At 73.5% G+C, this 24,400-nt stretch carries 25 protein-coding genes and 2 pseudogenes; 14 read left to right on the forward strand and 13 right to left on the reverse strand.

Annotated elements, in window-relative coordinates:
• Positions 1–539: 539 nt before the first annotated feature.
• The 4 genes from dusB to ACZ5OX_RS04630 form a co-directional block, all read right to left on the reverse strand.
• Positions 540–1,709: a tRNA dihydrouridine synthase DusB gene (dusB, locus tag ACZ5OX_RS04615; RefSeq protein ID WP_449789127.1), complete on the reverse strand. Its 1,170-nt coding sequence runs from the start codon at positions 1,707–1,709 to the stop codon at positions 540–542.
• 88 nt (positions 1,710–1,797) lie between these two features.
• Complete coding sequence (locus ACZ5OX_RS04620; RefSeq protein ID WP_465628698.1) at positions 1,798–2,628, reverse strand: DUF4097 family beta strand repeat-containing protein; 831 nt, start codon at positions 2,626–2,628, stop codon at positions 1,798–1,800.
• A 2-nt stretch (positions 2,629–2,630) separates the two neighbouring features.
• Positions 2,631–3,275 carry a response regulator gene (locus ACZ5OX_RS04625; protein ID WP_449789125.1) on the reverse strand — a complete coding sequence of 215 codons (645 nt, stop codon included), beginning with the start codon at positions 3,273–3,275 and terminating at the stop codon, positions 2,631–2,633.
• Complete coding sequence (locus ACZ5OX_RS04630) at positions 3,263–4,477, reverse strand: sensor histidine kinase (RefSeq protein ID WP_465628699.1); 1,215 nt, start codon at positions 4,475–4,477, stop codon at positions 3,263–3,265. Before ACZ5OX_RS04630 ends, ACZ5OX_RS04625 begins: the two co-directional genes overlap by 13 nt.
• Before the next feature lie 135 nt (positions 4,478–4,612).
• Between ACZ5OX_RS04630 and ACZ5OX_RS04635 the strand changes: the two genes are divergently transcribed.
• On the forward strand, positions 4,613–5,152 hold the full coding sequence (locus ACZ5OX_RS04635; RefSeq protein ID WP_465628700.1) for a hypothetical protein: 540 nt from the start codon (positions 4,613–4,615) through the stop codon (positions 5,150–5,152).
• Positions 5,149–5,535 (forward strand): hypothetical protein, encoded by a 387-nt coding sequence (locus tag ACZ5OX_RS04640; RefSeq protein WP_465628701.1) that lies wholly within the window; start codon positions 5,149–5,151, stop codon positions 5,533–5,535. Before ACZ5OX_RS04635 ends, ACZ5OX_RS04640 begins: the two co-directional genes overlap by 4 nt.
• A 34-nt stretch (positions 5,536–5,569) precedes the next feature.
• Here the strand turns inward: ACZ5OX_RS04640 and ACZ5OX_RS04645 are convergent, their stop codons facing one another.
• A complete protein-coding gene (locus ACZ5OX_RS04645) occupies positions 5,570–6,505 on the reverse strand; it encodes a helix-turn-helix transcriptional regulator (RefSeq protein WP_465628702.1) in 936 nt (311 codons plus the stop codon).
• 102 nt (positions 6,506–6,607) lie between these two features.
• On the opposite strand from ACZ5OX_RS04645, the gene ACZ5OX_RS04650 reads away from it, so the two are divergent.
• Positions 6,608–8,089 (forward strand): MFS transporter, encoded by a 1,482-nt coding sequence (locus tag ACZ5OX_RS04650; protein ID WP_465628703.1) that lies wholly within the window; start codon positions 6,608–6,610, stop codon positions 8,087–8,089.
• A 176-nt stretch (positions 8,090–8,265) separates the two neighbouring features.
• Here the strand turns inward: ACZ5OX_RS04650 and ACZ5OX_RS04655 are convergent, their stop codons facing one another.
• Both ACZ5OX_RS04655 and ACZ5OX_RS04660 read right to left on the reverse strand, forming a co-directional pair.
• Complete coding sequence (locus tag ACZ5OX_RS04655; RefSeq protein WP_465628704.1) at positions 8,266–9,141, reverse strand: alpha/beta fold hydrolase; 876 nt, start codon at positions 9,139–9,141, stop codon at positions 8,266–8,268.
• A 70-nt stretch (positions 9,142–9,211) separates the two neighbouring features.
• Positions 9,212–9,574 carry a MerR family transcriptional regulator gene (locus tag ACZ5OX_RS04660; protein ID WP_449789118.1) on the reverse strand — a complete coding sequence of 121 codons (363 nt, stop codon included), beginning with the start codon at positions 9,572–9,574 and terminating at the stop codon, positions 9,212–9,214.
• Between the two features lie 78 nt (positions 9,575–9,652).
• On the opposite strand from ACZ5OX_RS04660, the gene ACZ5OX_RS04665 reads away from it, so the two are divergent.
• From ACZ5OX_RS04665 to ACZ5OX_RS04680, 4 genes and pseudogenes are all read left to right on the forward strand, one after another.
• Positions 9,653–10,882: an MFS transporter gene (locus ACZ5OX_RS04665; RefSeq protein ID WP_465628705.1), complete on the forward strand. Its 1,230-nt coding sequence runs from the start codon at positions 9,653–9,655 to the stop codon at positions 10,880–10,882.
• Positions 10,883–10,935: 53 nt separating this feature from the next.
• Positions 10,936–11,229: a type II toxin-antitoxin system Phd/YefM family antitoxin gene (locus ACZ5OX_RS04670; protein WP_465628706.1), complete on the forward strand. Its 294-nt coding sequence runs from the start codon at positions 10,936–10,938 to the stop codon at positions 11,227–11,229.
• Positions 11,226–11,642, forward strand: coding sequence for a type II toxin-antitoxin system VapC family toxin (locus tag ACZ5OX_RS04675; RefSeq protein WP_465628707.1), 417 nt, complete (start codon positions 11,226–11,228; stop codon positions 11,640–11,642). Before ACZ5OX_RS04670 ends, ACZ5OX_RS04675 begins: the two co-directional genes overlap by 4 nt.
• Positions 11,643–11,813: 171 nt before the next feature.
• Positions 11,814–12,403 (forward strand): annotated as a pseudogene (locus ACZ5OX_RS04680) (phosphatase PAP2 family protein); the annotation flags it as partial.
• 123 nt (positions 12,404–12,526) lie between these two features.
• Here ACZ5OX_RS04680 and ACZ5OX_RS04685 read toward each other — a convergent pair.
• From ACZ5OX_RS04685 to ACZ5OX_RS04700, 4 genes and pseudogenes are all read right to left on the reverse strand, one after another.
• Positions 12,527–13,231, reverse strand: coding sequence for a response regulator (locus ACZ5OX_RS04685; protein WP_465628708.1), 705 nt, complete (start codon positions 13,229–13,231; stop codon positions 12,527–12,529).
• A 61-nt stretch (positions 13,232–13,292) separates the two neighbouring features.
• Positions 13,293–14,828 carry a sensor histidine kinase gene (locus tag ACZ5OX_RS04690; RefSeq protein WP_465628709.1) on the reverse strand — a complete coding sequence of 512 codons (1,536 nt, stop codon included), beginning with the start codon at positions 14,826–14,828 and terminating at the stop codon, positions 13,293–13,295.
• A gap of 275 nt (positions 14,829–15,103) precedes the next feature.
• A pseudogene (locus ACZ5OX_RS04695) lies at positions 15,104–15,274 on the reverse strand (serine hydrolase); the annotation flags it as partial.
• Between the two features lie 97 nt (positions 15,275–15,371).
• Positions 15,372–15,818: an Lrp/AsnC family transcriptional regulator gene (locus tag ACZ5OX_RS04700; RefSeq protein ID WP_449789113.1), complete on the reverse strand. Its 447-nt coding sequence runs from the start codon at positions 15,816–15,818 to the stop codon at positions 15,372–15,374.
• A 93-nt stretch (positions 15,819–15,911) separates the two neighbouring features.
• On the opposite strand from ACZ5OX_RS04700, the gene ACZ5OX_RS04705 reads away from it, so the two are divergent.
• Positions 15,912–16,721: an LLM class flavin-dependent oxidoreductase gene (locus ACZ5OX_RS04705; protein WP_465628710.1), complete on the forward strand. Its 810-nt coding sequence runs from the start codon at positions 15,912–15,914 to the stop codon at positions 16,719–16,721.
• Positions 16,718–17,176 carry a nucleoside deaminase gene (locus ACZ5OX_RS04710; protein WP_465628711.1) on the forward strand — a complete coding sequence of 153 codons (459 nt, stop codon included), beginning with the start codon at positions 16,718–16,720 and terminating at the stop codon, positions 17,174–17,176. Before ACZ5OX_RS04705 ends, ACZ5OX_RS04710 begins: the two co-directional genes overlap by 4 nt.
• Here ACZ5OX_RS04710 and ACZ5OX_RS04715 read toward each other — a convergent pair.
• Entirely contained in the window at positions 17,173–17,613 is a 441-nt protein-coding gene (locus tag ACZ5OX_RS04715) for a hypothetical protein (protein ID WP_465628712.1), read from the reverse strand. The two genes, ACZ5OX_RS04710 and ACZ5OX_RS04715, sit on opposite strands and share 4 nt — an antisense overlap.
• Positions 17,614–17,802: 189 nt before the next feature.
• Between ACZ5OX_RS04715 and ACZ5OX_RS04720 the strand changes: the two genes are divergently transcribed.
• From ACZ5OX_RS04720 to ACZ5OX_RS04740, 5 genes are all read left to right on the forward strand, one after another.
• Positions 17,803–18,405 carry a DUF6939 family protein gene (locus ACZ5OX_RS04720; RefSeq protein ID WP_449807378.1) on the forward strand — a complete coding sequence of 201 codons (603 nt, stop codon included), beginning with the start codon at positions 17,803–17,805 and terminating at the stop codon, positions 18,403–18,405.
• 216 nt (positions 18,406–18,621) lie between these two features.
• Positions 18,622–19,728, forward strand: coding sequence for a threonine aldolase family protein (locus ACZ5OX_RS04725; RefSeq protein WP_465628713.1), 1,107 nt, complete (start codon positions 18,622–18,624; stop codon positions 19,726–19,728).
• A gap of 178 nt (positions 19,729–19,906) precedes the next feature.
• The gene (locus ACZ5OX_RS04730) at positions 19,907–20,485 is read left to right on the forward strand and encodes an NADAR family protein (protein ID WP_465628714.1); all 579 of its coding nucleotides are present in this window, start codon (positions 19,907–19,909) and stop codon (positions 20,483–20,485) included.
• Positions 20,482–21,648 carry a hypothetical protein gene (locus ACZ5OX_RS04735; protein ID WP_465628715.1) on the forward strand — a complete coding sequence of 389 codons (1,167 nt, stop codon included), beginning with the start codon at positions 20,482–20,484 and terminating at the stop codon, positions 21,646–21,648. The genes ACZ5OX_RS04730 and ACZ5OX_RS04735 overlap by 4 nt, the downstream gene beginning before the upstream one ends.
• Positions 21,649–21,716: 68 nt before the next feature.
• Entirely contained in the window at positions 21,717–22,877 is a 1,161-nt protein-coding gene (locus tag ACZ5OX_RS04740; RefSeq protein WP_465628716.1) for a hypothetical protein, read from the forward strand.
• A 106-nt stretch (positions 22,878–22,983) separates the two neighbouring features.
• Here ACZ5OX_RS04740 and ACZ5OX_RS04745 read toward each other — a convergent pair whose 3' ends face one another.
• A complete protein-coding gene (locus tag ACZ5OX_RS04745; RefSeq protein WP_449789105.1) occupies positions 22,984–24,366 on the reverse strand; it encodes a glycine--tRNA ligase in 1,383 nt (460 codons plus the stop codon).
• Between the last annotated feature and the right edge of the window lie 34 nt (positions 24,367–24,400).

The following is a 24,400-nucleotide window of genomic DNA, read 5'->3' on the forward strand; positions in this document are numbered from 1 at the left end:
CCCTGACGCCGGAGAACATACCCATTTCGAAGGCGCTTCTCTGCCCTGAATAGGCCACACGAGGCCGGTACCGAGCGGTAACCCGCTAGATCGAATGCACATAAAGGCGTTCACCTCTGTTGGTGAAATCGTCCGCCTGACGCGAGCAAGTGTTCAATTCTTGAAGACAAGCAGGCTCTCAGATCGCACGATCCGGACGCACCGTAGCGACCGCGGAGCCATCGCGTTGCCCCGGCTTGATTTCCTGCACCCGGATGGGCGGATCACCGGCCGACCGACTTCGGGAAGCGATTCACAGCCGACCTGTCCACTTCGTCCACTGACCGGCCGTCAGTCCCCACCGTATGTGGCAAGCGTCACCAGCGCATCTCACGGGTCGAACGTAGAACTCCTGCGCCGATCGTCGCACTCCGTCCAGAAACGTGCTCTCTCCGTGATCTCCTAGCGCCGAAAAGGAGCCCTCTTGTCCAGGATGGACAAGAGGGCTGGGACCTGATGGCCATCGACCCCGAGGGGTCGATTTCGCCGGTCCGTACAGATCAACCGCCGGATGTGTCCGATTCGGCGTCGACACCCGGTCGGGCGCAGTCGTACGGATCGTCCAACCAGCCCTCGGGCAGGACCACCCGGTTGTTGCCGCTGGTCCGCCCGCGCGGGCCGTCCGCGCCCTCCGGCCAGCCCTGGGACTGCTCCACCTGGGAGAGGGTTTCGGCCAGTTCGGCCAACGAGGAGGAGCCGGCGAGCCGCACCCGCAGCTCGGAGCCGACCGAGAAGCCCTTGGTGTACCAGGCGACGTGCTTGCGGAAGTCGATCACGCCGCGCGCCTCGTCGCCCAGCCACTCGCCGAGCAGCTGCGCGTGCCGCACCATCGCCGCGGCCACGTAGCCGAAGTCGGGGCGGGCGTAGTCCACGTCGCCCTCGAAGATCGCGACCAGGTCCTTGAACAGCCACGGCCGCCCCAGGCAGCCACGGCCCACCACCACGCCGTCGCAGCCCGTCTCGCGCATCATCCGCACCGCGTCGTCGGCCGACCAGATGTCCCCGTTGCCCAGCACCGGGATGTGCGCCGGGACGGACTCGCGCAGCCGGGCGATCGCCGACCAGTCGGCCGTCCCGCCGTAGTGCTGGGCGGCGGTGCGCCCGTGCAGGGCGATCGCGGCCACGCCCTCCTCGGCGCCGATCCGGCCGGCGTCCAGGTAGGTGAGGTGGTCGTCGTCGATGCCCTTGCGCATCTTCATCGTCACCGGCAGGTCGCCCGCGTTGGCGACGGCCTCGCGCAGGATCTCGCGCAGCAGGTTGCGCTTGTACGGCAGCGCCGAGCCGCCGCCCTTGCGGGTGACCTTGGGGACGGGGCAGCCGAAGTTGAGGTCGATGTGGTCGGCCAGGCCCTCCTCGGAGATCATCCGGGCGGCCTTGCCGACGGTCACCGGGTCCACCCCGTACAGCTGGATCGAGCGGGGCTTCTCGCTCGGGTCGAACTTGATCAGCTGCATGGTCTTGGCGTTGCGCTCGACCAGCGCCCGGGTGGTGATCATCTCCGAGACGTACAGGCCCCGGCCGCCGCTCTGCTCCCGGCACAGGGTGCGGAACGGCGCGTTGGTGATGCCGGCCATCGGCGCCAGCACGACGGGCGGCCACACCCGGATCGGGCCGATGTCGAGCGGCGCGAACTCGGTGTCGGGCGCGGTGGGTGCGGGCGTGGCTGTCATGCGCGGCTGACCTCGGGTGATGGGGACGGGACTCTCCATTGTCCCCCACCCGGGTGAGCGGCCCCCCGCCCGCTCCGGGGCGCCCCCGCTACGGGGCCGACGGCGGCGCCGCGGGCTCCGGCGCGAACGACGGCTCCGGCTGCGAGGACGTCGACGGAACGATGGTGATCGTCCCCGAAGTGACCGTGGCGTGCAGCCGGTTCGGGCTGGCCGAGTCCGCCAGCACCGGGTCGATCCGGCCGTTGCCGCTGCCGATCTCGCTGGAGACGGCGTACCGGCTGTCCTTCGGCAGGGTCAGTTCCACCGAGCCGGAGGTGGCCGTGGCGTCCACCTCGCGCGGGGTCCTCGCGAAGCCCAGCTGCACGGTGCCCGAGGTGAACTGCGCCGCCACCCGCGACATGCTCAGGTTGGTGCCCTGCACCATCCCGGAGGTGCCGTGCACGGACACGTTCCCGGAGGTGTCGGACAGCAACAGCTGGCCGGAGGTGAGCTCCATCCGCACGTCCCCGCTCAGTCCCTCCACCCGGACCGACCCGGAGCCCACCGAGCCGGACACCTCCGTCGCGGCCGGCACCTCCAGCTCGATCTCGGCACCGCAGCCGAGGTCCGAGAGCGGCAGCACCAGCCGGCAGTGCAGCCCGACCGTGAGCACGTCGCCATCGAAGACGGTGGACACCACCGGCTTGCGCACCAGCCAGTCCAGGCTCTGCCGGACCACCACGTGGCCCTCCCGCCCCGCCCGTACCCGGACCGAGGCGTTGCCGGTCTCCAGCTGGAGCCGGTGGATCGCCCGGTCGTACGGCCGGCTGGTGCTGGTGCGCTGCTGCACCGCCATCGACCAGGTCTGCAGTCCGGCACCGATCATGACCAGGACGACCACGACCGTCCCGGCGGCCCGCCAGGCCCTCGCCCCCTTCACGGCTACCCGACCTCCAGGAAGCGCAGCACCGCCATCACCCGGCGGTGACTGTCCTCGGCCGGCGGCAGGTCGAGCTTGGTGAAGATCGAGTTGATGTGCTTGGCCACCGCGCTGTCGCTGACCACCAGCGAGCCCGCGATCGCGGCGTTGGAACGGCCCTCCGCCATCAGGGCGAGCACGTCGCGCTCGCGCGGGGTCAGCTTCTCCAGCGGGTCCCGGTGGCGGCGCACCAGCAGCTGGGCGACCACCTCCGGGTCCAGCGCGGTGCCGCCCTCGGCGACGCGCTGGAGCGCGTCCACGAAGTCGTCCACATTGGCCACCCGCTGCTTGAGCAGGTAGCCGACACCGCTGGTGTTGGTTGCCAGCAGGTCCGCGGCGTAGCGCTCCTCCACGAACTGGGAGAGCAGCAGGACGGCGGTGTCCGGCCACTGCCGGCGGATCACCATCGCCGCCTTCACCCCCTCGTCGTGGAACCCCGGGGGCATCCGGACGTCGGCCACCACCACCTTCGGGCGGTGCTCCTCGACGGCGGCCAGCAGTTCCACGGCGTCCCCGACGGCGGCCACGACCTCGAAGCCCACCGCCTCCAGGACCTTGACCAGGCCGACCCTCAGCAGGACCGAGTCCTCGGCGATCACAGCGCGCACGGCAACTCCACGGTGATGGTGGTGGGGCCCCCGAGGGGGCTGAGAACGGACAGCGTGCCGTCGACCGAGGCGGCGCGCTTGCGCAGACCGGTGAGCCCGGTGCCGCGCGAGGGGTCCGCGCCGCCCACGCCGTCGTCGCTGATGACCAGGCGCAGCCGGCCGTCGGCCGTCCGCACCGAGAGGTCGACGCGGTTCGCCCTGGCGTGCTTGGCCACGTTGGTGAGCGCCTCGGAGACGGTGAAGTAGGCGACCGCCTCGACGGTGGGGGCGACCTGCTCGGAGAGGTCGACGTCCAGGCGCACCGGCAGCGGGGCACGGGCGGCGACGCCGGACAGCGCCGCGTCCAGGCCGCGGTCCTCCAGGACGGCGGGGTGCAGGCCGCGGACCAGGTCGCGCAGCTCGTCGATGGCCGCCTGGGCCTCCTCGTGCGCGTCGACGATCACCTGCATCACCTCGGGCGGCACGTCCTTGAGGGTGCGCCGGGCCAGGCCCAGGTTCATCGCGAGGGAGGTGAGCCGCTGCTGGGCGCCGTCGTGCAGGTCGCGCTCGATCCGGCGGCGCTCGGCGTCCACCGCGTCGACCAGCCCGGCCCGGCTCTCGGCGATCTCCTCGACCCGCCGCTCCAGCGCCTCCGCCCGGTCCGGGCCGAGCAGCCGCCGGGCCACCCACACCTCCAGCCAGGCCAGTCGCGTCCCCACCGGGGGCAGCACCACCAGCAGCACCACCCCGCCGAGGGTGAGCAGGACGTCCTCCCCGGCCAGGCCGGCGCGCAGCGCGGTGCCGGCGGGCAGCAGCCAGATCCAGCCGTACACGGTGGCCAGCACCACGGCGGCCGCCCAGGCGTACAGCACCGCCAGCGCGCCCGCCGCGAGCAGCGGCCCGGCCACCAGGTGGTGCAGGGCCTGGCGCCAGGTCATCCCCAGCAGCCAGACCTGACGCCCCGTCGGCGGGCGCAGCGGCGGCACCTCCACTCCCCGCAGGGCGCGCAGCCGGCCGCGCTGGAGGGCGGTCAACGGGCGGGCGCAGAGCAGGACGGCGGCGAGCAGCGGGAAGAGCAGGCTCGACTCGGTGACGGACAGCCAGACCGGCAGCGCCATGGGTATTCCGGCGGCGGTGAAGCGGACGTCACGCCAGGCCTCGGGCGACCACGGTGGGCGCCGGAGGCTCCTGACGAGCGCTCGGCGCAACGTGGTGGAGGGCATGCCGGACAGCGTAGGGCTCCGTGATCACGGGCCGCCATGAAGGGGGGTTCCGGGTGGGGGTGTAGCTAGGTACACCCCCGATTCGGTGTGGGGCACTACCGACAGGACGGGGGTCCCGGCGGAAGGCTTGAGGGCATGACGAGCACTGCATCGCACTCCGCCACTCCGCCGCACGGGCGGCCCGGCCCCGGGGGTGCTTCCGGAACGCCGGCGGCGGACGTGGCGCTGCCGGAGGGGGAGTCGGTTTCGGCGGCGGATGGCACGCTGCCGGCCGGGGCCGGGCCCTGGTCGGTCCGCAGCGTGCGGTCAGGACGCGGCCGGGCCGCGCTGGAGCTGTACCAGCACGGGGAGTTGACCGACGTCCTGGTCGCCGCCCGGCTCACCCCGCAGCTGCTGCGCGGTGCCCGGCACTGCCCGTCCACCGGGCGGAGCCGGCACGTGCTGGCCTGGGGCCGGCTGGCCGCCGACGGTGCGGCGCCCGCGGTGGAGTTCACCGGGCGGCGGCCGTTCCGCCGGGTGCGGTCGACGGCCGAGGTGGTCACGGTGGCCGGGCGGTTCTGGATAGCCTGGGCCGAGGGGCCGTTCGACGCGGTACGGGTCGCACACCCGGCGGGCGGGGCGGCCGAGCGGCTGCCGCTGGAGCGGGTGCGGGGCCTGGGCCGGGGTGCCGCGTGACCACCGCCGTCCTCGCCGCCCGCCCCGCCCCCTCGTACGTCCTGCCCGCGCGCTTCGCCCGGCTTCCGGTCCTGGCGGCCGTCGCGCTGCTGCCCTGGCTGGCGGTCCTCGCCGTCTGCCACGAGACCCCGTGGGTCGTGCTCGACCTCACCGAGTTCGCCGCCCTGCTCTCGCTGGACGCGCTGCTGCGCCGGCGCAGCCCCGCCGCGCTCTGGGCGGGCGCGGCGGTGGCCCTGCTGCTCACCGGGGACGCGCTGGCCGACATCGCCTGCGCCGGGCCGGGCCACGCGGTGCTCGCCGCGCTGGCCATGGCCACCTGCATCGAACTGCCGCTGGCCGCGGTGTGCCTGTGGCTCGGGCGGGACGCGGCGCTGCGGGCCTAGGCGCGGGTGCGCCGGTCAGGCGCGGGTGCGCCGGTCAGACGCGGGTGGGCAGCAGGTCCATCAGCGCGCGGGTCTCGTCGTCCAGCGGGGTGTACGTGATCATCCGCGTCCCCAGCTGCGGGCTGAGCCAGAAGTTGGTGTACTCACAGCGCAACAGGCCGACGCCCGGTACCTGGAAGCGCTTGATCCCGTTGCCCGGCCGCATCACGTCGTGCCGCTGCCAGAGCTCCGCGAACTCGGGCGAGGCCTTGAGCATCCGGGCCAGCAGCGCCTTCCAGGCCGGCTCCGAGCCGTGGTCGGCCATCGCCGAGCGGAACCGGGCCACGATGCCGAGGCGCTCGGTGCGGTAGTCCACCAGCACCTCGCGGAACTGCGAGGGCGTGAACGCCATCCACATCAGGTTCCGGTCCGCGGGGGCCAGTTCGTCGAGATCGCCGACGATCGCGGTGTACTGGGCGTTGTACGCCAGCACGTCGTAGCGGGAGTTGACCACCATGGCGGGGAACGGCGCCAGCTGCTCCAGCAGCAGCCGTACGCCCGGGGTCACCGAGGGGCAGTCCCGCACCGGCGCCGGGTCCTCCGCGCCGGCCAGGGTGAACAGGTGGGCGCGCTCGCTCGGATCCAGCAGCAGCGCCCGGGCCACCGAGTCCAGCACCTGGGTGGACACCTGGATGTCCCGTCCCTGTTCCAGCCACGTGTACCAGGTCACCCCGACCGCGGCGAGCTGCGCGACCTCCTCCCGGCGCAGCCCCGGCGTCCGGCGGCGTCCGGTCATCGGCAGGCCCACCTGCTCGGGCGCCAGGCGCTCGCGGCGGCTGCGCAGGAACCCGGCCAGCTCGTGGCGGCGGGCGTCGTCGGGGGTGGCCGGGCCCGGACCGGTCGGACCGGTCGGACCGGTCGAACCGGTGCGGGCTCGCGCGGGGCCGGCCGGACCGGTGCGGGCTTGCGCGGGAGGCGTGGCGAGACTCATGCTCCCCAGCATGCGGCAGCCGTCAGCCTGTTGCCAGGTACTTCTTATACCTGGATAACCACACTCTGGTACCAGGGTACGGAGCGACGGATCGTATGACCCGTGACCCAACAACTCGCCGTCGCCCCCGCATCGGCCCGCACCGCCACCACTCCGGGCACCGCGGCCGCCCGTACCACCTCGCCCGGCTCCGCCGGACCCGCCGCCACCCTCGGCACCGCCGGGCTGGTCACCGTGCTGCTCGGCGCCTTCCTGCCGATGCTCGACTTCTTCATCGTCAACGTCGCCCTGCCCACCATCGACCACGACCTGGCCGCCGGGCCCGCCGTCCTCGAACTGGTCGCCGCCGGCTACGGCATCGCCTTCGCCGTGCTGCTCGTCCTCGGCGGGCGCCTCGGCGACAACTACGGCCGCCGCCGGCTCTTCGTCGTCGGCGCCGTCGCCTTCGCCCTCACCTCGCTGGCCTGCGGCCTCGCCCCCGGCGCGTGGTCCCTGGTCGCCGCCCGGGCCGCCCAGGGCGCCTCGGCCGCGCTGCTGATCCCCCAGGTCCTCGGCACCATCACCGCCGCCACCGAGGGCGCCCGGCGCGGCCGCGCGCTCAGCGTCTACGGCGCCGTCGGCGGGATCTCGGTGGTGATCGGGCAGGTGCTCGGCGGGATGCTGGTCGCCGCCGACCTGTTCGGCACCGGCTGGCGCTCGGTGTTCCTGCTGAACGTGCCGTTCGCGCTGCTCGCCGTGGTGCTCGCGGTCCGCTACGTCCCGGAGAACAGGGCCGCCACGGCCGCCCGGGTCGACGTCCCCGGCACCGTCCTGCTCACCGCCACCCTGCTCTCCCTGCTCATCCCGCTGATGGAGGGCCGGGCCGCCGGCTGGCCGCTCTGGTCCTGGGTACTGCTGGCGCTGTTCCCCGTCCTCGCCGTCGCCTTCGGCGTCGTCGAGCGCCGCGCCGAGCGGCGCGGGGACACCCCGCTGGTGCCGCCGTCCCTGCTGCGCATCCCGGAGATGCGGCGCGGCCTCGGCATCGCGCTGCCCTACTTCGCCGGCTTCGGCGGCTTCATGTTCGTCATCGCGGTCGCCCTCCAGCAGGGCCTCCGGCTCGGCCCGGTCGCGGCGGGCTGGGCGCTCGTCCCGATGGCGGTCGGCTACTTCTCCGCCTCGCTCGCCGGGCCGCGACTGATCGGCCGCTGGGGCAGCCGGGTGCTCAGCGCGGGCGCCGTCGTCCAGGCCACCGGCCTCGGCACCCTCGCCCTGACCGTCCTGGCCGACTGGGCGCACTTCTCCCCGCTCCGGATGGCCCCGGGCGTCGCCCTCGCCGGCATCGGGCAGGGCCTGATCGGCACCCCGCTGTTCCGGGTCGTCCTCGCCAAGGTGCCGGCCGCCCGGGCCGGCGTCGGCAGCGGTGTCCTCGCCACCGGCCAGCAGTCCAGCCTCGCCCTGGGCGTCGCCACCCTCGGCACCCTCTACCTCTCGCTCTCCCCCGTCCTGGGCATGGACCGGGCCCTCGCGCTGTGCCTGGGCATCCAGCTCCTCGGCTCCTTCACCATCCTGTACCTGACCACCCGGCTCCCCCGCTCCATCGGGTGACCCGGGCATCCGGGGTCCGGGCTGTGGACTGCGGGCTGCGGGCTGCGGCGGGGCGGCGTCGGCGACGGCGACGGCTCGGCGAACGGCCTCGTGACCGGGACGACCGGTCGCGGGGCCGTCGGCGTTCCCTCGGCTCCCCGGTGGCTTTCCCGGCGGCTTTCCCGGCGGCGCGGGTCTCAGTGGCGCGGGCTTCGGTGGGGGCCGAGCCGGTCGAGCCAGTGGCCGAACAGGGTGCGGACGGCTCCGGCGGCCTCGACCTGGGGGTTGTGGCCGACGCCGTCGAGGACGGCGGCGGCCATCCGGGGGTAGTGGTCGAGCAGGGCGAGCTGGTCGCGCCAGCCGACCAGGGCGTCCTGCCGGGTGGTGACCAGCAGGTGGTGGCCGCGGTGCTGCGGGGCCCGGTGTTCGGGCCAGTGCGGCAGCAGGAAGTCGGCTTCGAGTTCGGCGGCGGCCGCCCGGTCGTGCGCCTCCCAGCCGGGCCGGACGTAGCGCTCGAAGAGCTCCCGACTCGCCTCGGTGTGGCGGGCCATGACGTACCGGAACAGCTCGCGGTCCTCGGCCGGGAGGCGGGCGAGGAGGCCCTCGTCGCGTTCGACCACGGACTCCTCGGGCAGCGCCCGGTCGGCGCCCCAGCGCACCACCGGCACCAACAGCGCCGAGCCCAGCACCTGCTCGCCGAACCGCGCGGTCACCGCCCGGGCCAGCTGGCCGCCGAAGGACTGGCCGACCACGGCGAAGGGGCGACGGCCGACCTGCTCCTCGATCCACCCGGAGACGGCCTCGGCCAGGGCGCTCGCCGAGGCCGGGCCCGGCAGCCGGGGGCTGCTGCCGTGGCCGGGGAGGTCGAGGTAGAGGCGGCGCCAGCCGGGGCGGTCGGTGAAGGCGGGTTCGAGCGGGAGCAGGACGCGGTGGTCGACGGTGTAGCCGTGGATCAGGACGATCGGGGTGCCGTCGCCGAAGGCGGTGTGGCGGATCGCGGAGCCGGGCGCGCCGGTCGCGCCGGCCGCGTCAGTCGCGTGGTTCGTGTCGTTGGTGTCGTTGGTGTCGGTCATGGCGACAGCGTCCAACGCTGACACCGGTGGCAAGGTCAAGCGGCGGTTCCGACAGCCGGTCCAGGAGAGTTCAGGAGAGGCTCTTGACCACGTCCAGGTACTCCCGGATGGCGTCCCGGTTGCGCGTCAGGCACAGGATCCGGCGGGTCATCCGGTCCGTCTCGGTCTCCAGGGCGGTGAGCATCTCCGGTGTGGCGTCGGCGAAGTGGATCGTCCGCGGGGTGTCCAGGCAGGGCAGGATCTGCTTGATGATCCGGGTCGGCAGCCCCGCGTCCAACAGCCCGCGAATCTGCAGCACCCGGTCCACGAGGTACTCGTCGTACGCGCGGTAGCCGTTCGCCTCGCGGCGGGGCGTGATCAGCCCCTGCTGCTCGTAGTAGCGCAGCAGGCGCGGAGTGGTCTCCGCCCGCCGGGCGAGTTCGCCGATGCGCATGTGTGACCATCCTCACCCCGGGCCGGCGCCCTCCCGGCTGGACCTTGACACGGATGTCAACGATAAACGATCGGGCCCATGCCCACTCCTGAACTCCACGCCCCCGCGCGGCCGGTGGCCGCGGCACCGAGGCTGCCCTGGCCCGCGCTGCTGGCCATGAGCGCCGGCGGATTCGTCACGATCATGACCGAGGCCCTGCCCGCCGGGGTGCTGCCCGCGATGAGTGCCGACCTCGGCGTCGGCCAGTCCGCCGCCGGGCAGTCCGTCACGCTCTACGCGGTCGGCTCCATCGCGGCCGCCGTCCCGCTGACCGCCGTCACCGGCCGCCTGCCACGCAAGCCCCTGCTGCTGGTCGCCGTCGGAGGCTTCGCCGCGGCCAACGCCGTCACCGCCGTCTCGCCGAGCTATCCGCTCACCATGGCCGCCCGGTTCGCGGCCGGCCTGGTCGCCGGGCTGCTCTGGGCGCTGCTGGCCGGGTACGCCCGGGGCATCGTCGCCCCGGAGCAGCGCGGGCGGGCGATGGCCGTCGCCATGACCGGCTCGACGGTCGCCCTGTCGGTGGGCGTGCCCGCCGGCACCCTGCTGGCGAGCCTGGTGGGCTGGCGGGCCACCTTCGGGCTGATGAGCGCGATCGCCCTGGCGCTGACCGGCTGGATGCTGTTCGTGCTGCCGGAACCGCCCGGCCGGGCCGACCGGGCCGACCGGGCCCGGACTCCGGTCCGGCGGGTGCTGCGGACGCCGGGCGTCGCCGCCGTGCTGGCCGTCACGGCGACCTTCGTGCTCGCCCACAACGTCCTCTACACGTACGTCGCCGCGCTGCTCGCACCACTGGGGCTCGACGGCCGGACGGACACCGTCCTGCTCGTCATCGGGCTGTCCTCGCTGGCGAGCATCCTCGGCACCGGCGCCCTGATCGACCGGCACCTGCGGCCGCTGACCATCGCCGCCTCCGTCCTCCTCGCCGTCGCCGCACTACTCCTCGCCGCCGCCCTGCTCGGCGCGGACGGCCGACCCGTCTACGCGGCCGCCGCGCTCTGGGGCCTCGGCTTCGGCGGCGCCGCCACCCTCCTCCAGACCGCCGTCGCCGACGCGGCCGGGCCGGCCGGGGACATCGCCCAGTCGCTGCTCGTCACCTGCTGGAACCTCGGCATCGCAGTCGGCGGCCTGGCCGGCGGCCTCCTCCTCGACCACGCCGGGCCGACGGCCCTGCCCTGGTCCGCCCTCGTCCTGCTGGCCGCCGCACTGACCGTCACCCTCGGCGGACGGCGCCACGCCTTCCCGACGCGGGGTGAGCACTCTTCCGTGTGAAATCGACGCACGTTCCTCGTGGCCGCCGCACGGTCCGCCGTACCGTGAGTCGCATGACAGCCAGAGTCCCCATCCGCCAGCTCCAGCAGCACGCCAGCGAGTTGATCGACCGGGTCGCGGCCGGCGAGCGCGTCGAGATCACCCGCAACGGACGGCTGATCGCCGTCCTCGCACCTCCCGACCCCGAGCAACGGGTATTGGAGGACCTCGTTCGCGACGGCACCATCGACCCGGAGAACGCCGCCACCGCACGCGGCCTGGCCGATTGGACGCTGCCCGAGGCCGGCATCGGGCTCGGATCGGCCTCCGAGGCCCTGCTCGCCATGCGGGAGGAGGAGGACCGTTGATCTACCTCGACTCCTGCGCGATCCTCAAGCTCCTGGTTCCCGAGAACGAATCCACCGCTCTGCGCACGTTCCTCTCCTCCCACGGTTCCGAGGGCCATGCGACCAGCGCGCTGGCCCAGGTCGAGGTGCCACGCGCACTGATCCGGATCGGTGCACCGCAGGAGTTGTTGGACACGTCGGCCGACCTGCTCGACCGGCTGCTCCGCGTCCGGCTTTCCGATCCCGTACTCAGGGCTGCCTGCCGGTTCCCCACCCGGCACCTGCGCACACTCGACGCGATTCACCTCGCCAGCGCCGAGCACCTGGAGCACGCGCTCACCGCCTTCGTCACGTACGACAAGCGCCTGGCCGACGCGGCGGAGGAGCGGGACCTGCCGGTGGTGATGCCCGGGCAGCCGGCCGGCTCCCGGTAGGCGGACACGAGGGCCCCGGCCGGGTCGCGCTGCTCGTCTCGACACCGGCCGTTCGCCCGCCCGGCCCCTCCGCGCGGCTCGACCAGTGGTGTCAACCCTGACCATCGTCATGGTCGTTGCCTGACTTTCGGGTCGGGTGGAAAGGGCTCCTCGGCTTCTACCGTCCGGACCATGACGTACACGGACAGAAAATCCAGGAAGTCCACGGCCGGCCGAAGGATCCGGACCGCGGGGGCGGGCAGGCCCGTCCCGGCCGCGGCCCTGCTCTGCGCGGGGGCCGGGGTGGTGGCGTGGCTGGCGCCGGAGCGGGGTGGTGGGGCGGGGCCGGTGCGGGTGTCGGCCGGGTGGTCGGCGGCCGGCTACCGGCGGGTGGCGGAGGCCGTCGCCGATGCCCCGCGTGCGGTGGCCTCGCTGCTGGAGCCGGCCACCGAGGTGGGGTTGCTGGTGCTGGGGCTGCTGCTGGCGTTCTGCTGGTGGACGGCCCGGGCCCGGCGGCGGCCGAGTGCCCGCCGCCGGGTGACTGGTCGTTCCCCAGCAACCACGCCACCCTGGCGGTCGCGCTGGCGACGGGGCTGGTGCTGCTGCGCCCGCGCTGGGCGCTGTCGGCCATACCCGTCGGCGGTGCCACGGCCGCGCTGCGGGTGGCGGCCGGAGTGCACTATCCGCACGACGTGCTCGCCGGTGCCGCGCTCGGCGGCACGGTCACGGCGGCGGTCGTCCTCACCCTGCGGCCTGCGGCCACCACCGTGGTGACGGCGCTGACCGGGGTGCCCGTCCTCGGGCGGCTGCTGTCGGCGCCGGCGATACCGTCGGCCCCGGGCGCGAACTCGGGCTCGGGCGCGAACTCGGGCTCGGGCGTGAACTCTGGCTCGGGCGTGACGGTCTCAGTCCCGCGGGCCACCCGCGCAGGTGGCGCCGAGGGTCAGCCCGGCCTCGTGCGCGAGGACGGCGGCGGCCGCCCGGTTGGCCACGCCCAGCCGCGCCAGGATGGAGCTCACATGGGCCTTCACGGTGCCCTCCACCACCCCCAGTCGGCGGGCGATCTGACCGTTGGACAGCCCGGCGGCGATCAGCGTCAGTACGTCCCGTTCCCGGGCGGTCAGGGCGGCCACCCGTTCCCGGGCACCGGCGCGCCGGTCGGCGGGGCCGCCGGCTCCGGTGGCGGCCAGGTGGGCGACCACCCGGGCGGCCACCTTGGGTGAGAGGTAGGCCGCACCGCCCGCCACCGCGTGCACCCCGGCGAGCAGTTCCTCGGGCTCTCCGGACTTGATCAGGAAGCCGTTCGCGCCGCCGCTGAGCGCGCGCAGGATGTAGTCGTCCTCACCGAAGGTGGTCAGCATGAGCACTCCGGTCGCCAGACCGTTGCGGCGGATCTCGGCGGCGGCCGTGATGCCGTCCGTCCCGGGCATCCGGATGTCCAGCACGGCGACGTCCGGCCGGTGGCGCCGGACGAGTTCGACGGCCTCCCGGCCGTCCCCGGTCTCGGCGACGATCTCGATGCCCGGGTCGGTGGCGAGCACGGCGCGCAGTCCGGCACGGATCATGGGCTCGTCGTCGGCGAGCAGCACCCGGATCGGTGCGGTGGTCATCGGCAGCTCCTGTCGGTCGCTCGGGACGGAGGTGGTGCGGAAAGGGAGGTGCGACGGGAGGTCAGGAGACGAGCACGTCGCGGGAGACGAGCCGGGAGTCCCGGAAGCAGAGCCGGTAGGCGTCGCCGGCCCGGTCCACGAACAGTTGGGCGGTGATGGCGTAGTAGGTGCACGAGACCCCCTCCCCCGACGGCGGCGCCGGTGTCGACGACCCGGCCGGCGGGCGGTACGGCAGCCGGTGGCCCGGCAGCAGGCGCTCGACCGAGGCCTGCTCCTGCCCCACCTGGAGGGAGGCGTAGACCTCCGGGTCCAGCACCGACAGGCTGACCACGTAGAGCGTCCATACTCGCAGGGCCACGGTCAGCAGCACGGCCGTCACCAGCGGGACGAGCACCACGGCGGCCAGTGTTCGCCCCACCCTGCGCCGAGCCTGCCGCAGCTCGCGCACCGGCGACGGCGGGGCCGCGGGCACCGGCGGGACGGGCCCCGCGGCACGGCGCGGCAGGTCGGCCACGACCTCGAACCCGCCGTCCGGGCGGGCCCGGTGGGCGAAGGTGCCGCCCGCGAGCCGGATGCGCTCGGTCAGGCCGACCAGGCCGCGGCCGCCGGTGGACGGCACGGCGGGCACCGCGGTCTGCGCTGCGGCGGAGGTGGAGGTACCGGCGAACGTCTCGACGAACGTCGCGGTGGGCGTTGCGCTGCGAGGGGTTGACCCGGGGGCCGACGACGCCGCGCCGGCACGGGCGCCGGCGGACACGGGCACGGGCCCGTTGACCACCCGGAGGCGGGCGCCGTCCGCCGCGTAGGCCACCTCCACGGTGACGGCCGCCCGCGGTGCGTGCTTGGCGGCGTTGGTCAGCGCCTCCTGCACCACCCGGAAAGCGGCGTGCTCGGTGGCGCGCGGGAGCCCGTCCGGCTCCCCGATGATCTCCGAGCGGACGTCCAGGCCGGCGGCGGCCGCCTCGGCAACGAGCTGCGGGATGTCCGAGTCCGCGGGCCCGTGGGCCACGGAGGTGCCCTCGCCGTTCTCGTCCCCGGCGCGCAGGATGCCGATCACCTCGCCGAGCCGGTCGACGGCGGCGGCCGCGCCCGCCCGGATCTCCTGGACGGCCTCCCGGTGGGGCCGGGCCAGGCCGGGAGCGAGCTTGAGGGCCCCGGCGCGCAGAGCGATCAGACTGAGGTCGTGCCCGAGGGCGTCGTGCATGTCCTGGGCGATGCGGGCACGTTCACGCAGGCGGGCCTGCTCGGCGACGAGTTGCTGCTCGCGCTCCAGCCGCTCGGCCCGCTCCCAGCCGGCGCGCACCAGCTCCTGCGACTGCCGCCAGAACCTGCCCAGCAACCACGGCCCCATCCCGGCGCTCACGGCGAGCGCGACGAACCGCAGGCCCAGAACGATCCAGGAGGGCATCGACCCGACCATCAGCACCCCGGCCGCCACCAGGACGGCGAACACCACCGCCGCCGGCCGTACCCGCTCCATCCGCAGCCCGGCCAGGAAGGAGAACCCGATCGCGGGCAGCGCCCACCAGAGGCTGGTGACACCGAGCCCGATACACACCGACGCCACCACGGGCAGCGCCACCCCACTCATCCGCATGCCCACGACCCTATGAGCGCCGCCGTCGCGGCGGATCTGTCGAAAGTCATGCCCGGTGCGCCAACCCATCCCCACGACGCGGAGCGCGGGCGGCTCCCCTGCCCGGGACCGCTCGTCCGCGACGTCGTCGGCCCACTGAAGGACGGTTCGACTCGTTCCGATGCTTCGGGTGCGTCCGCCCGATTCCCGTGAGACAGAAGTCGGACGCACTCGAACCGGGGGAAGAGTGACGTCATGGGTCTCGTCACGGTGTTCCTGCTCGCACTCGTCGGCACCGTGAAGTCGGTCAGCGGCCCGTCGGCGGATTCCCTGCGGTAGCCCTCGGGGCGGGGCTCCCGGATGGTGCGGTCGCCCACGGCCGGGAAGTAGGTGTGCCGCAACCCGATGCGCCGGACGATCAGGCCCGCCAGCACGTAGTTGGTGCTGCTATAGCCGAACTCCTCCCCCGTGGGGAGTCGAAGACCACCGGGGCACGATCGCCAGTCTGCTCGCGCGGCGTGCGGCCGGCCTCCCCCGATCGAGGGAGCACCGCCCGCCCCGATGTCAGGGCCTACCGGGCCCGCGCAGCGGCAGCGTCCGGCTGTAGACGACGTTCGTGGTGGTGCTGCCGAAGCCGGCCAGCTCGTCCACCAGGGTCTCCAGGTGTTCCATGGAGGTCGCGGCCACCTTCAGCGTGTAGCAGTCGTCTCCGGTGGTGCGCAGGCACTCCAGGATCTCCCGCCGTTCGGCGAGCAGTCGCCGCAGCGGCTCGTGCCGGTTGCCGGGGTACTTCAGCCGGACGACGGCGAGCACCGGATAGCCGACCTTCGACAGGTCCACCGTCGCGTGGTAGCCGGTGATGACGCCCAGCGACTCCAGGTTCCGCACCCGTTCCGTGGTCGCCGACGGGCTGAGGGACACCCGACGCCCCAGCTCGCTGAGGGAGATGCGGGCCTCCCGCTGCAGCTGCTCGATGATCGCCCAGTCGGTGTCGTCAAGATTCACGGCCATTCCGGAAATCTACCGGGAGAACCGCGGCCGACGACGGTCGGAACCGGGAAGAGTCCGTTCCGTCCGCCATGATCGCGGGGATAGCCTCGGGGCATGCAACTTGGCGTCAACGTACCGAACTTCGGCCCCGGGACGGACCCCGGCGTGCTGCGCGAGTGGGCCCGGACCGCGGAGGGTCTCGGCTTCGACCTCCTCATGGTGTCGGACCACGTGGCGGTGACCGCGGACGTGGCCGAGCGGTACCCGGAGCCGTTCCACGAGCCGTTCACCACGCTGTCCTGGCTCGCCGCGGTCGCCCCCTGCCTGCGGCTGGGCACGACCGTGCTCGTCCTGCCGTACCGGAACCCGCTGCTGGTGGCACGGATGGCGACCACCCTCGACCGGCTCAGCGGCGGCCGGTTCGTCCTGGGCGTCGGAGTCGGCTGGGCGCGCCGGGAGTTCGACGCCCTCGGCGTCCCGTTCGACGCGCGCGGCAGACTGACCGACGAGCACCTGGAGACCCTGCGGGACACCTGGGCAAACACGTCCGGACACCGGAAGGTGCCGGTCTGGGTCGGCGGCCACAGCGAGGCGGCGCTACGCCGGGCGGTCCGGTTCGGCGACGCCTGGCACCCGCTACGGCTCCCCGTCGACCGGATGCGGTCCGTCCTGGCCGAGCACCCGATGCCGGGCTTCGCACCCCGCATCGCCCTGCGGCCGACCACCACGCCGGTCGACGACCCCGAGCGGCCCGCCGGCGTCGGCACCGTCGAACAGATCCTCGACGACCTCCGCCGACTGCGCGAACTCGGCGCCGAGACCGTGGTCTTGGACCCCTACCACGGGGACCCGGAGGAGACCCGTCGACCGGAACGGGCCTGGCAGGCCCTCGCCACCGTCGCCACCCACTGGAGGACCGCGTGATCACCGAAGCCGACGAAACCCTCCTGCGCCGCGCCATCGCCATCGCCGTACGGGCGGTCGCCCGGGGCGACGCCCCGTACGGCTCCCTGCTGGCCGGCCCGAACGGCGAGATCCTCGCCGAGGCCCACAACACCGTGCGGCGCGACGACGACATCACGGCCCACCCGGAACTGAAGCTCGCCCGCTGGGCCGCCCGCGAACTCGACCCGGACACCGCCGCGCGCACCACGATGTACACCAGCTGCCAGCCCTGCGGCATGTGCGAAGGGGCCATCCTCCGCTCCGGCATCGGCCGGGTCGTCCACGCGCTCTCCACGGAGCAACTCGTCGCCCTCAACCCCGACTCGGGCGCCTGGCCGCCGGTGACGACGGACGGCCCGGCCCTGCCCGCCGAAGCCGGGGCCCCGATCTCGGCCTACTACCGGCCCGGTCGGACCGCAGAGGCCGTTCCCTAGACGAAGACCATCAGGAGCCAGCCGACGGCCGAGAGGACGGCCGCAGACCCGCCGAGCACGGCCGGTCGGCGGCCGTACTCGGCGCCCCGGACCCGTTGGAAGGCGGCGACCAGCGGGGCGATCCCCGCGATCGGCAGCACGATCCCGAGCAACAGGCAGTCCGGGCGACCGAACCCGACTCCACCCAGAAGCAGGAAGACTCCCGCGACCACCGTCGCGAACCCGACCGCGCACCCGGCGACGACGGTGGCGGTCCGGAAGCCGTCCGGACGGGCGCAGCCGAGCGGCACGGCGCACAGGAGGACGCAGACCGTCACGGCCACGGCCGCGATCGAGAGGCGGAGGCCGAACCTCGCCGTGACGAGCAGCATCGGAAAGGCGACCACCGCGATCGCCACCCCGACGAACCCCCGGGCACTCGCCGGAACCGACGCCATGCTTCTCCCCTCCCGCCCCGGGAACCCGTGTCACGATCCACCGGTGTGGACATCGACCGGCCCGGCCCCGGTTCCCGGCCCTGCCGTCGGCGCCGGTGTCGGTGTCGCTCTCGGTTCCGGTTTCGGCACCGATGTCAGTGGCACCGGGCACACTCGGTGGTCCGCGCCACCGAGAAGGGCAACCCACGGATGCCGATCCACATCGCCGGCCGCCGCCGCACGACAGCCGCACTGAACGCCGCGTTCCCCGGTGCGGAGATCGTCGACGTCACCTCCAAGGCACCGGACCCGTGGGTCCGGCTGAGCCCGTTCTTCCCGCACGGCGGCATCCCCGTCCCGTACGGCGACGGCCTGACCAGCGAGTCGGTGGAGGGGATCTGGCAGGCCCTCAAGGTCTTCCGGGACGCCGACGTCGACCCCGCGAAGCTGCGCATCACCTCGATGAAGGGCCTCAAGCGGACGGTGCGCCGGTTCGGCCCCGTCGAGGGCCACCGAACCGGCCCGCACGGCGACCGGCTCCTGTCGTACGAGACGGCCCGCCGCCGCATCTACCTGCCCGCCTACCGGTGGGTCCTGGAACACCGCACCGCCGACCTGGTCGAGCGGCTCCGGGGGATGGACGAGGTCGTGCTCCTCGACTACACCACCAACGGCGATGTCGCCGACCCCTCCAGCCCCCTCTCCCACGCCGCGCTCATCCGGCTGTACGTCGAGGGCCGCTGGCCCGCCGAGGAGCACCCGGACGCTCCGGCTCCGCGGCCGGTCGAACACCCTGCGCCCCGAACGCCCTGAGCCCCGGGCTGAGCCCTCCGGGCCCGTCGGCCGCGTTCCGGGCCCGTCGGCCGTGTTCCGGCTGCGGCACCGCGTCGGCAGGCGACCGCGTTCCCTCCGTTCCCCACCGACGGCACCACCCGGGCGGGCGGTGCCGTCGCCCGCTCCGGAACGCCTCTCCATCCTTGCCGAGAAAAGCAGTTGGTCCGAACAAAGGAGGAGTCCGACAATCGCCGGATGACCGATGACCAGAGCGAGTTCCAGCGGCGCCGCGCAGCCCGCATGACCTGCAAGCGCTTCCTCTCCACCGACCGCGTCCTCAGCATCCGCGAGCGCCTCGCCCAGCTCTCCGCCATGGACGGCCTGGACACCTGTCCCGACTTCTACGGCAACGACGGCCCGGTGCGGCAGTTGGAGGAAAGGACCGCCGCACTGCTCGGCAAGGAAGACGCGGTCTTCTTCCCCACCGGGACGATGGCCCAGCAGGTCGCCCTCCGCCACCACGCCGAGCACACCGGCAACACGGCCGTCGCCCTGCACCCGCTCAGCCACATCGAGCGGCACGAGCGCCACGCCTACACTCAGCTCACCGGCCTGCGCGGCCTCTGGCCCACCACCGCGCAACGCCAGCCGACGCCCGAGGAACTCGCCGCGCTGGGCGAGCCGTTCGGCACCCTGGCGGTCGAACTCCCGCTGCGCGACCCCGGCTACCTCCTCCCCGACTGGGACGAGCTGACCGCCCTGGTCGCCGCCGCCCGCGAGGCCGGCGCCCGGGTGCACTTCGACGGCGCACGCCTCTGGAACACCACGGTCCACTTCGACAAGCGGCTCGACGAGATCGCCGCCCTCGCCGACAGCGTCTACGTGTCGTACTACAAGGACCTCGGCGGACTCAGCGGAGCCGCCCTCGCCGGCGACGCCGCCCTCACCGCCCACGCCCGCACCTGGCGCCACCGCTACGGCGGCCAGCTCTTCCAGCAGTGGCCCGCCGCTCTCGCCGCCCTCCACGGCCTGGACACGGCGCTGCCCCGCCTGGCCGACTGCACCCGCCACGCGGCCACCCTCGCACCGGCCCTGGCCGCGCTGCCGGGCGCCCGGCTCCACCCGGAGGTCCCGCCCACCCACGAGTTCCAGCTCTGGCTTCCGCACCCGGCCGAGGCCCTGAACGCCGCCCACCTGGCGCTCGCGGAGAAGGAGGACATCTGGTTCGTCTCGTCCTGGCAGGACGCCGCCCCCGGCCTCGCCATGGCCGAAGTCAGCCTCGGCGAGCCGGCGCTGGCATGGACGGCGGCGCAGGTGCGGGAGGTCGGACTGCGCTTCCTGGAGCTGGCCGCCAAGTCCTGACGGAAGGGACCTCCCGAGGCACCAGGCCCGGACTGGCTGCTCGTCAGCCGGCACCCGGACCTTCCGGCCTCGCCGGCCGGCGCCCCTGCGGAGTTCCCGGAATCCGGACCTCCACTCCGAGGAGTGATTCACCGCGAAACGGTTCGCGGTGAATCACCCTTCATGTCAGACTGACGATATGAGCGAGATGCACGTGGGGGACCTGGCCGCCGTCCGCAGCCGCGAGGAGTTGGTCGCGCTGATGGCCGACGGGGTGCGGCCGAAGTGGGTGATGTTCTGGGGGCACACCGAGCGCAAGGGCGGCGGGACGCGCCAGGAGTGCCTGAGCCAGTGGTGGCCCGGCGAGTTCACCGTCGACGGGGTCGACTACGCCTCCGCCGAGCACTGGATGATGGCCGGCAAGGCCCGGATGTTCGGCGACGAGGAGATCGCTCAGCGGGTGCTGGAGGCCCGGACGCCCGGCGAGGCGAAGAAGCTGGGTCGACTGGTCAGGGACTTCGACAACGAGACCTGGACGGCCGGCCGCTTCGAGCTGGTGGTGGCGGGCAACGTCGCGAAGTTCGGGCAGGACGAGGCGCTGCGCGACTACCTGCTGGGCACGGGCGACCGGGTGCTGGTCGAGGCCAGCCCGCTGGACCGGATCTGGGGCATCGGGCTGGCCGCCGACGACATCCGGGCCCAGCAGCCCGCCGAGTGGCGCGGGTCGAACCTGCTCGGCTTCGCGCTGATGGAGGCACGGACGCGGCTGGGCGCGTGAGCACGATCGCTCCACTGCTGGACGGAACGGTGGTGGCCTCGGTCGCGGCCGCCCTGTTCCTGGTGCCGGGAGTTCTGCGACGCAGGGCCCCGGAGGGGCGGCGCGTCGGCACGCGCCGGCCCGGGCCGGAGCCGGTGCTGGCGGTGGTCGTCGCGCTGATCTACCTCAACCAGGTGCTCGTCGCCGTCTACGTGAACCGGGTGCACCACGGGGACGCCTCCTTCATCGCCCGCCACCTGCCGCCCGGGTGGTTCGACGTGCCCCGACTGGACCCCCTCGCCGCCCGCTTCCCGGCCCCGGAGCTGCTGGCTCCGTCCGTGCTCCGGGTGCCGGCGCTCCTCGAACTGCCGCTGGTGCTGCTGGCGTTCGTCGCCGTCGTCCGGCGGCTGGACCGCGCGCTGTACGTCCGGCTGGCCCGCTCGCCCCTGATCCCGCTCGCCGCCGCCTCGTACACGGTGGCGTTCTGCGCGGTGGAGTGGGACCTGCGCAACCCGTACACGGTGGACGACCTCGTGCTGCGCACGCTCGCCGCCTGCCTCACGCCCCCGCTGATCGCCTGGTTGGCCCGCCGCGAGCCCGAACCCGACGCCAAGCCCGAACCCGACGCCAAGCCCGAGCCCGAGCCCGAGCCCGCCCGGAGCCTGTTCCGCTTCGCCCTCGACCTGTGGGCGTACGGCCAGTTGATGCTGGTGCTCTACGACACCGCACTGCTCTACAACCTCGCCCGGCTCGGCGACCATCTCCCGTCCGCCGCGGCCGCGTTGACGGTGCTCGTCGCCACCCGCACCACCCCGCCCCGGCCCCGACTCCCGCACCGGCAGCCGGGCCCGCACACCACCGCACTCGCCGAGACGATCGGCCGGGCGCTCGCGCTGTTCCTCGTCCCCGCCCTGGCGATCCGCTACGCGGAGTCCTTCGGAACGCCCGAACTCGCCGCCCTGGCCGGGCTCCTGGTGATCGGGGCGGCGGCCCGCCGGGACGCGCTGCTCCTCCTGCTGCCCGCCCTCGCCGGCGGCGCGGTCGGATGCGCCGTCGCGGCGCTCGCCCCCGGCTCGTACTACGAGGCGACCCTGCTACGGAGCGCGACCGGCGCACTTCTCACAACGACCGCCGTCTGCGCGCTCCTTGACACCACTCGGACACGACTGGTCGTGCGCTCTTAACTCCTACGCCACATACTGACGCGAGGATGTCACACAGTCAGGGTCCGAATGGACAGGTTGGGGCGATCATGCGCATGCGGCCGACGGCACAACCCGCAGGCCAGCAGCCGGAAGGCGAGCAGCAAGCCGCCGAACTCCGCGCAGAACTGGACGAGTTACTCCGTGCGAGCCGCTACGCGAGTCAGCGGGAACGGCGCCTCAACGAGGCGATCCGCGCAACCCCCGGTCGACAGCGGCCGGACGGGGAGCTGCTGCGCCAACTCGCCCAGGCCCGCACCCTCCGTGAGGGGCTGGGCGCCCGCTGCCTCCAACTCAGCGACCAGCTGGAGGCATTGGAGAGCCGGATCAGACACCGGCAGCAGCCTCCGCCACCACCGCAACCCCAGCACCCCCACTTCCCGCAACAGCAACAGCAACAGCAACAGCAACGACAGCAGCCCTCACAACAACCCTCACAACAGCAGGCCCCGCCGCCACCCGCCCGCCCCGACCTCGGCGCCCTCACCGAGCGGATCATCGCCCTCCACCGGGCCGGCTCCCTCACCGAGGTCGCCGAGGTGATCGAGACGGCCGCCGCCCGCCTCGCCCCCGCCGACGCCTCGCTGCTGGTCGGCATGCTGACCCGGTACGGCCCGAACGGCAGCTCGCTCCACCTCGCCCGCAGCATCTCCCGGTCCGCTCCGGACCACTCCGTCGCCGTGCTCGCCGAGCTGCGCGAACTGGGCCTGGCCGAGGAGGCGGCGGAGGTGTTCCACGCCTTCTGGAGCTACCCGGCCGCCTCCGTCCCCGGCCTGCTCTCCGCGCTGGACCGGGCCGGACTGGCCGCCGACAGCGCGACGCTGCTCTGGGAGTGGGGGTCGGCGCCGATGGCCGAGCTGACCTCCCTGGCCGCCTGTCTCCAGCAGCACGGCCGGGCCGCCGACGTCCGGACCCTGCTGCGCCAGGCCGCCGGCCGCTCCACCGCCGACCTCGCGGACCTCGCGGCCGGGCTGCCACCCGCGCTCGCCACCCTGCTGCTGAACGAACTGGCCGTGCTGCGCCCGCCCGTCGAGGTGGTCCGGCTGGCCACCGCCCTGAACGGCGCCGGCACCTCCGAGCTGTACGCGCAGCTGCTGGCCGCACTGCTCGCCGACGAGGCCCGCCACCGCACCACCCTCGCCGCCCTGCGCACCGCCGGCCTGCCGACCCGCCCGCCCACGGCCCCGCGCTCCCGCTGGGGACGGCGCTAGCGGCCCGCCGCCGGGTCCACCCCGACCACCCCGCTCCACGGACAGCAAGGAGCCCCCGCCCGCCCCACCAGGGCGGACGAGGGCTCCCGAGCCGATCAGGCCCCCGCTAGCAGCCGATCAGCCGCGCGCCGAGGTACGCCTTGACCTGGTCCAGCGAGACGCGCTCCTGCGACATGGTGTCGCGGTCGCGGACGGTCACCGCGTTGTCCTCGAGGGTGTCGAAGTCGACCGTGACGCAGAACGGCGTGCCGATCTCGTCCTGGCGGCGGTAGCGCTTGCCGATGGCGCCGGCGTCGTCGAACTCGACGTTCCACGCGGTGCGCAGGTCGGCGGCCAGGCCGCGGGCCTTCGGGGAGAGCTCGGCGTTGCGCGACAGCGGCAGGACGGCGACCTTGACCGGGGCCAGGCGCGGGTCCAGACGCATGCCGACGCGCTTCTCCATGACGCCCTTGGCGTTCGGCGCCTCGTCCTCGAAGTAGGCGTCGATCAGGAAGGCCAGCATGGCGCGGTTGAGGCCGGCCGCCGGCTCGATGACGTACGGGAAGTACCGCTCGCCGGACTCCTGGTCGAAGTACCGGAGGTCCTTGCCGGAGGCCTCGCTGTGCACCCGCAGGTCGTAGTCGGTGCGGTTGGCGACGCCCTCCAGCTCGGAGAACTCGCTGCCGCCGAAGTTGAAGCGGTACTCGATGTCCACCGTGCGCTTGGCGTAGTGGGAGAGCTTCTCCTTCGGGTGCTCGAAGAAGCGCATGTTCTCGGTGCGCATGCCGAGGTCGACGTACCAGTCCCAGCGCTGCTGGAGCCAGTACTCGTGCCACTGGTCGTCCTCGCCCGGCTTGACGAAGAACTCCATCTCCATCTGCTCGAACTCGCGGGTCCGGAAGATGAAGTTGCCGGGGGTGATCTCGTTGCGGAAGCTCTTGCCGGTCTGGGCGATGCCGAACGGCGGCTTCTTGCGCGAAGTGGTCTGGACGGCGCTGAAGTTGGTGAAGATGCCCTGGGCGGTCTCCGGGCGCAGGAACGCCAGGCCGCTCGCCTCCTCGGTGACACCGAGGTGGGTCTTCAGCATGCCCGAGAAGTCCTTGGGCTCGGTGAACTGGCCCTTGGTGCCGCAGTCGGGGCAGTTGACGTCCTTGAGGCCGTTCGGCGGCGGGAAGCCGTGCTTGGCCTCGTACTTCTCCTCCAGGTGGTCGGCCCGGTGGCGCTTGTGGCAGGAGAGGCACTCGGTCAGCGGGTCGTTGAAGGTGGCGACGTGGCCGGAGGCCTCCCACACCTCGCGCGCGAGGATCACCGACGAGTCGAGTCCGACGACGTCCTCACGGGCCTGGACCATCGTGCGCCACCACTGGCGCTTGATGTTCTCCTTGAGCTCGACACCCAGCGGCCCGTAGTCCCAGGCGGCACGCGTGCCGCCGTAGATCTCGCTGCAGGGGTAGACGAAGCCACGGCGCTTGCTCAGGCTGACGATCGTGTCGATCTTGTCGGCGGCCACAGTGCTCTCTTCAGTACGTACGGCACGGTCAGGG

Source organism: Kitasatospora sp. NPDC032121 (assembly GCF_055580145.1).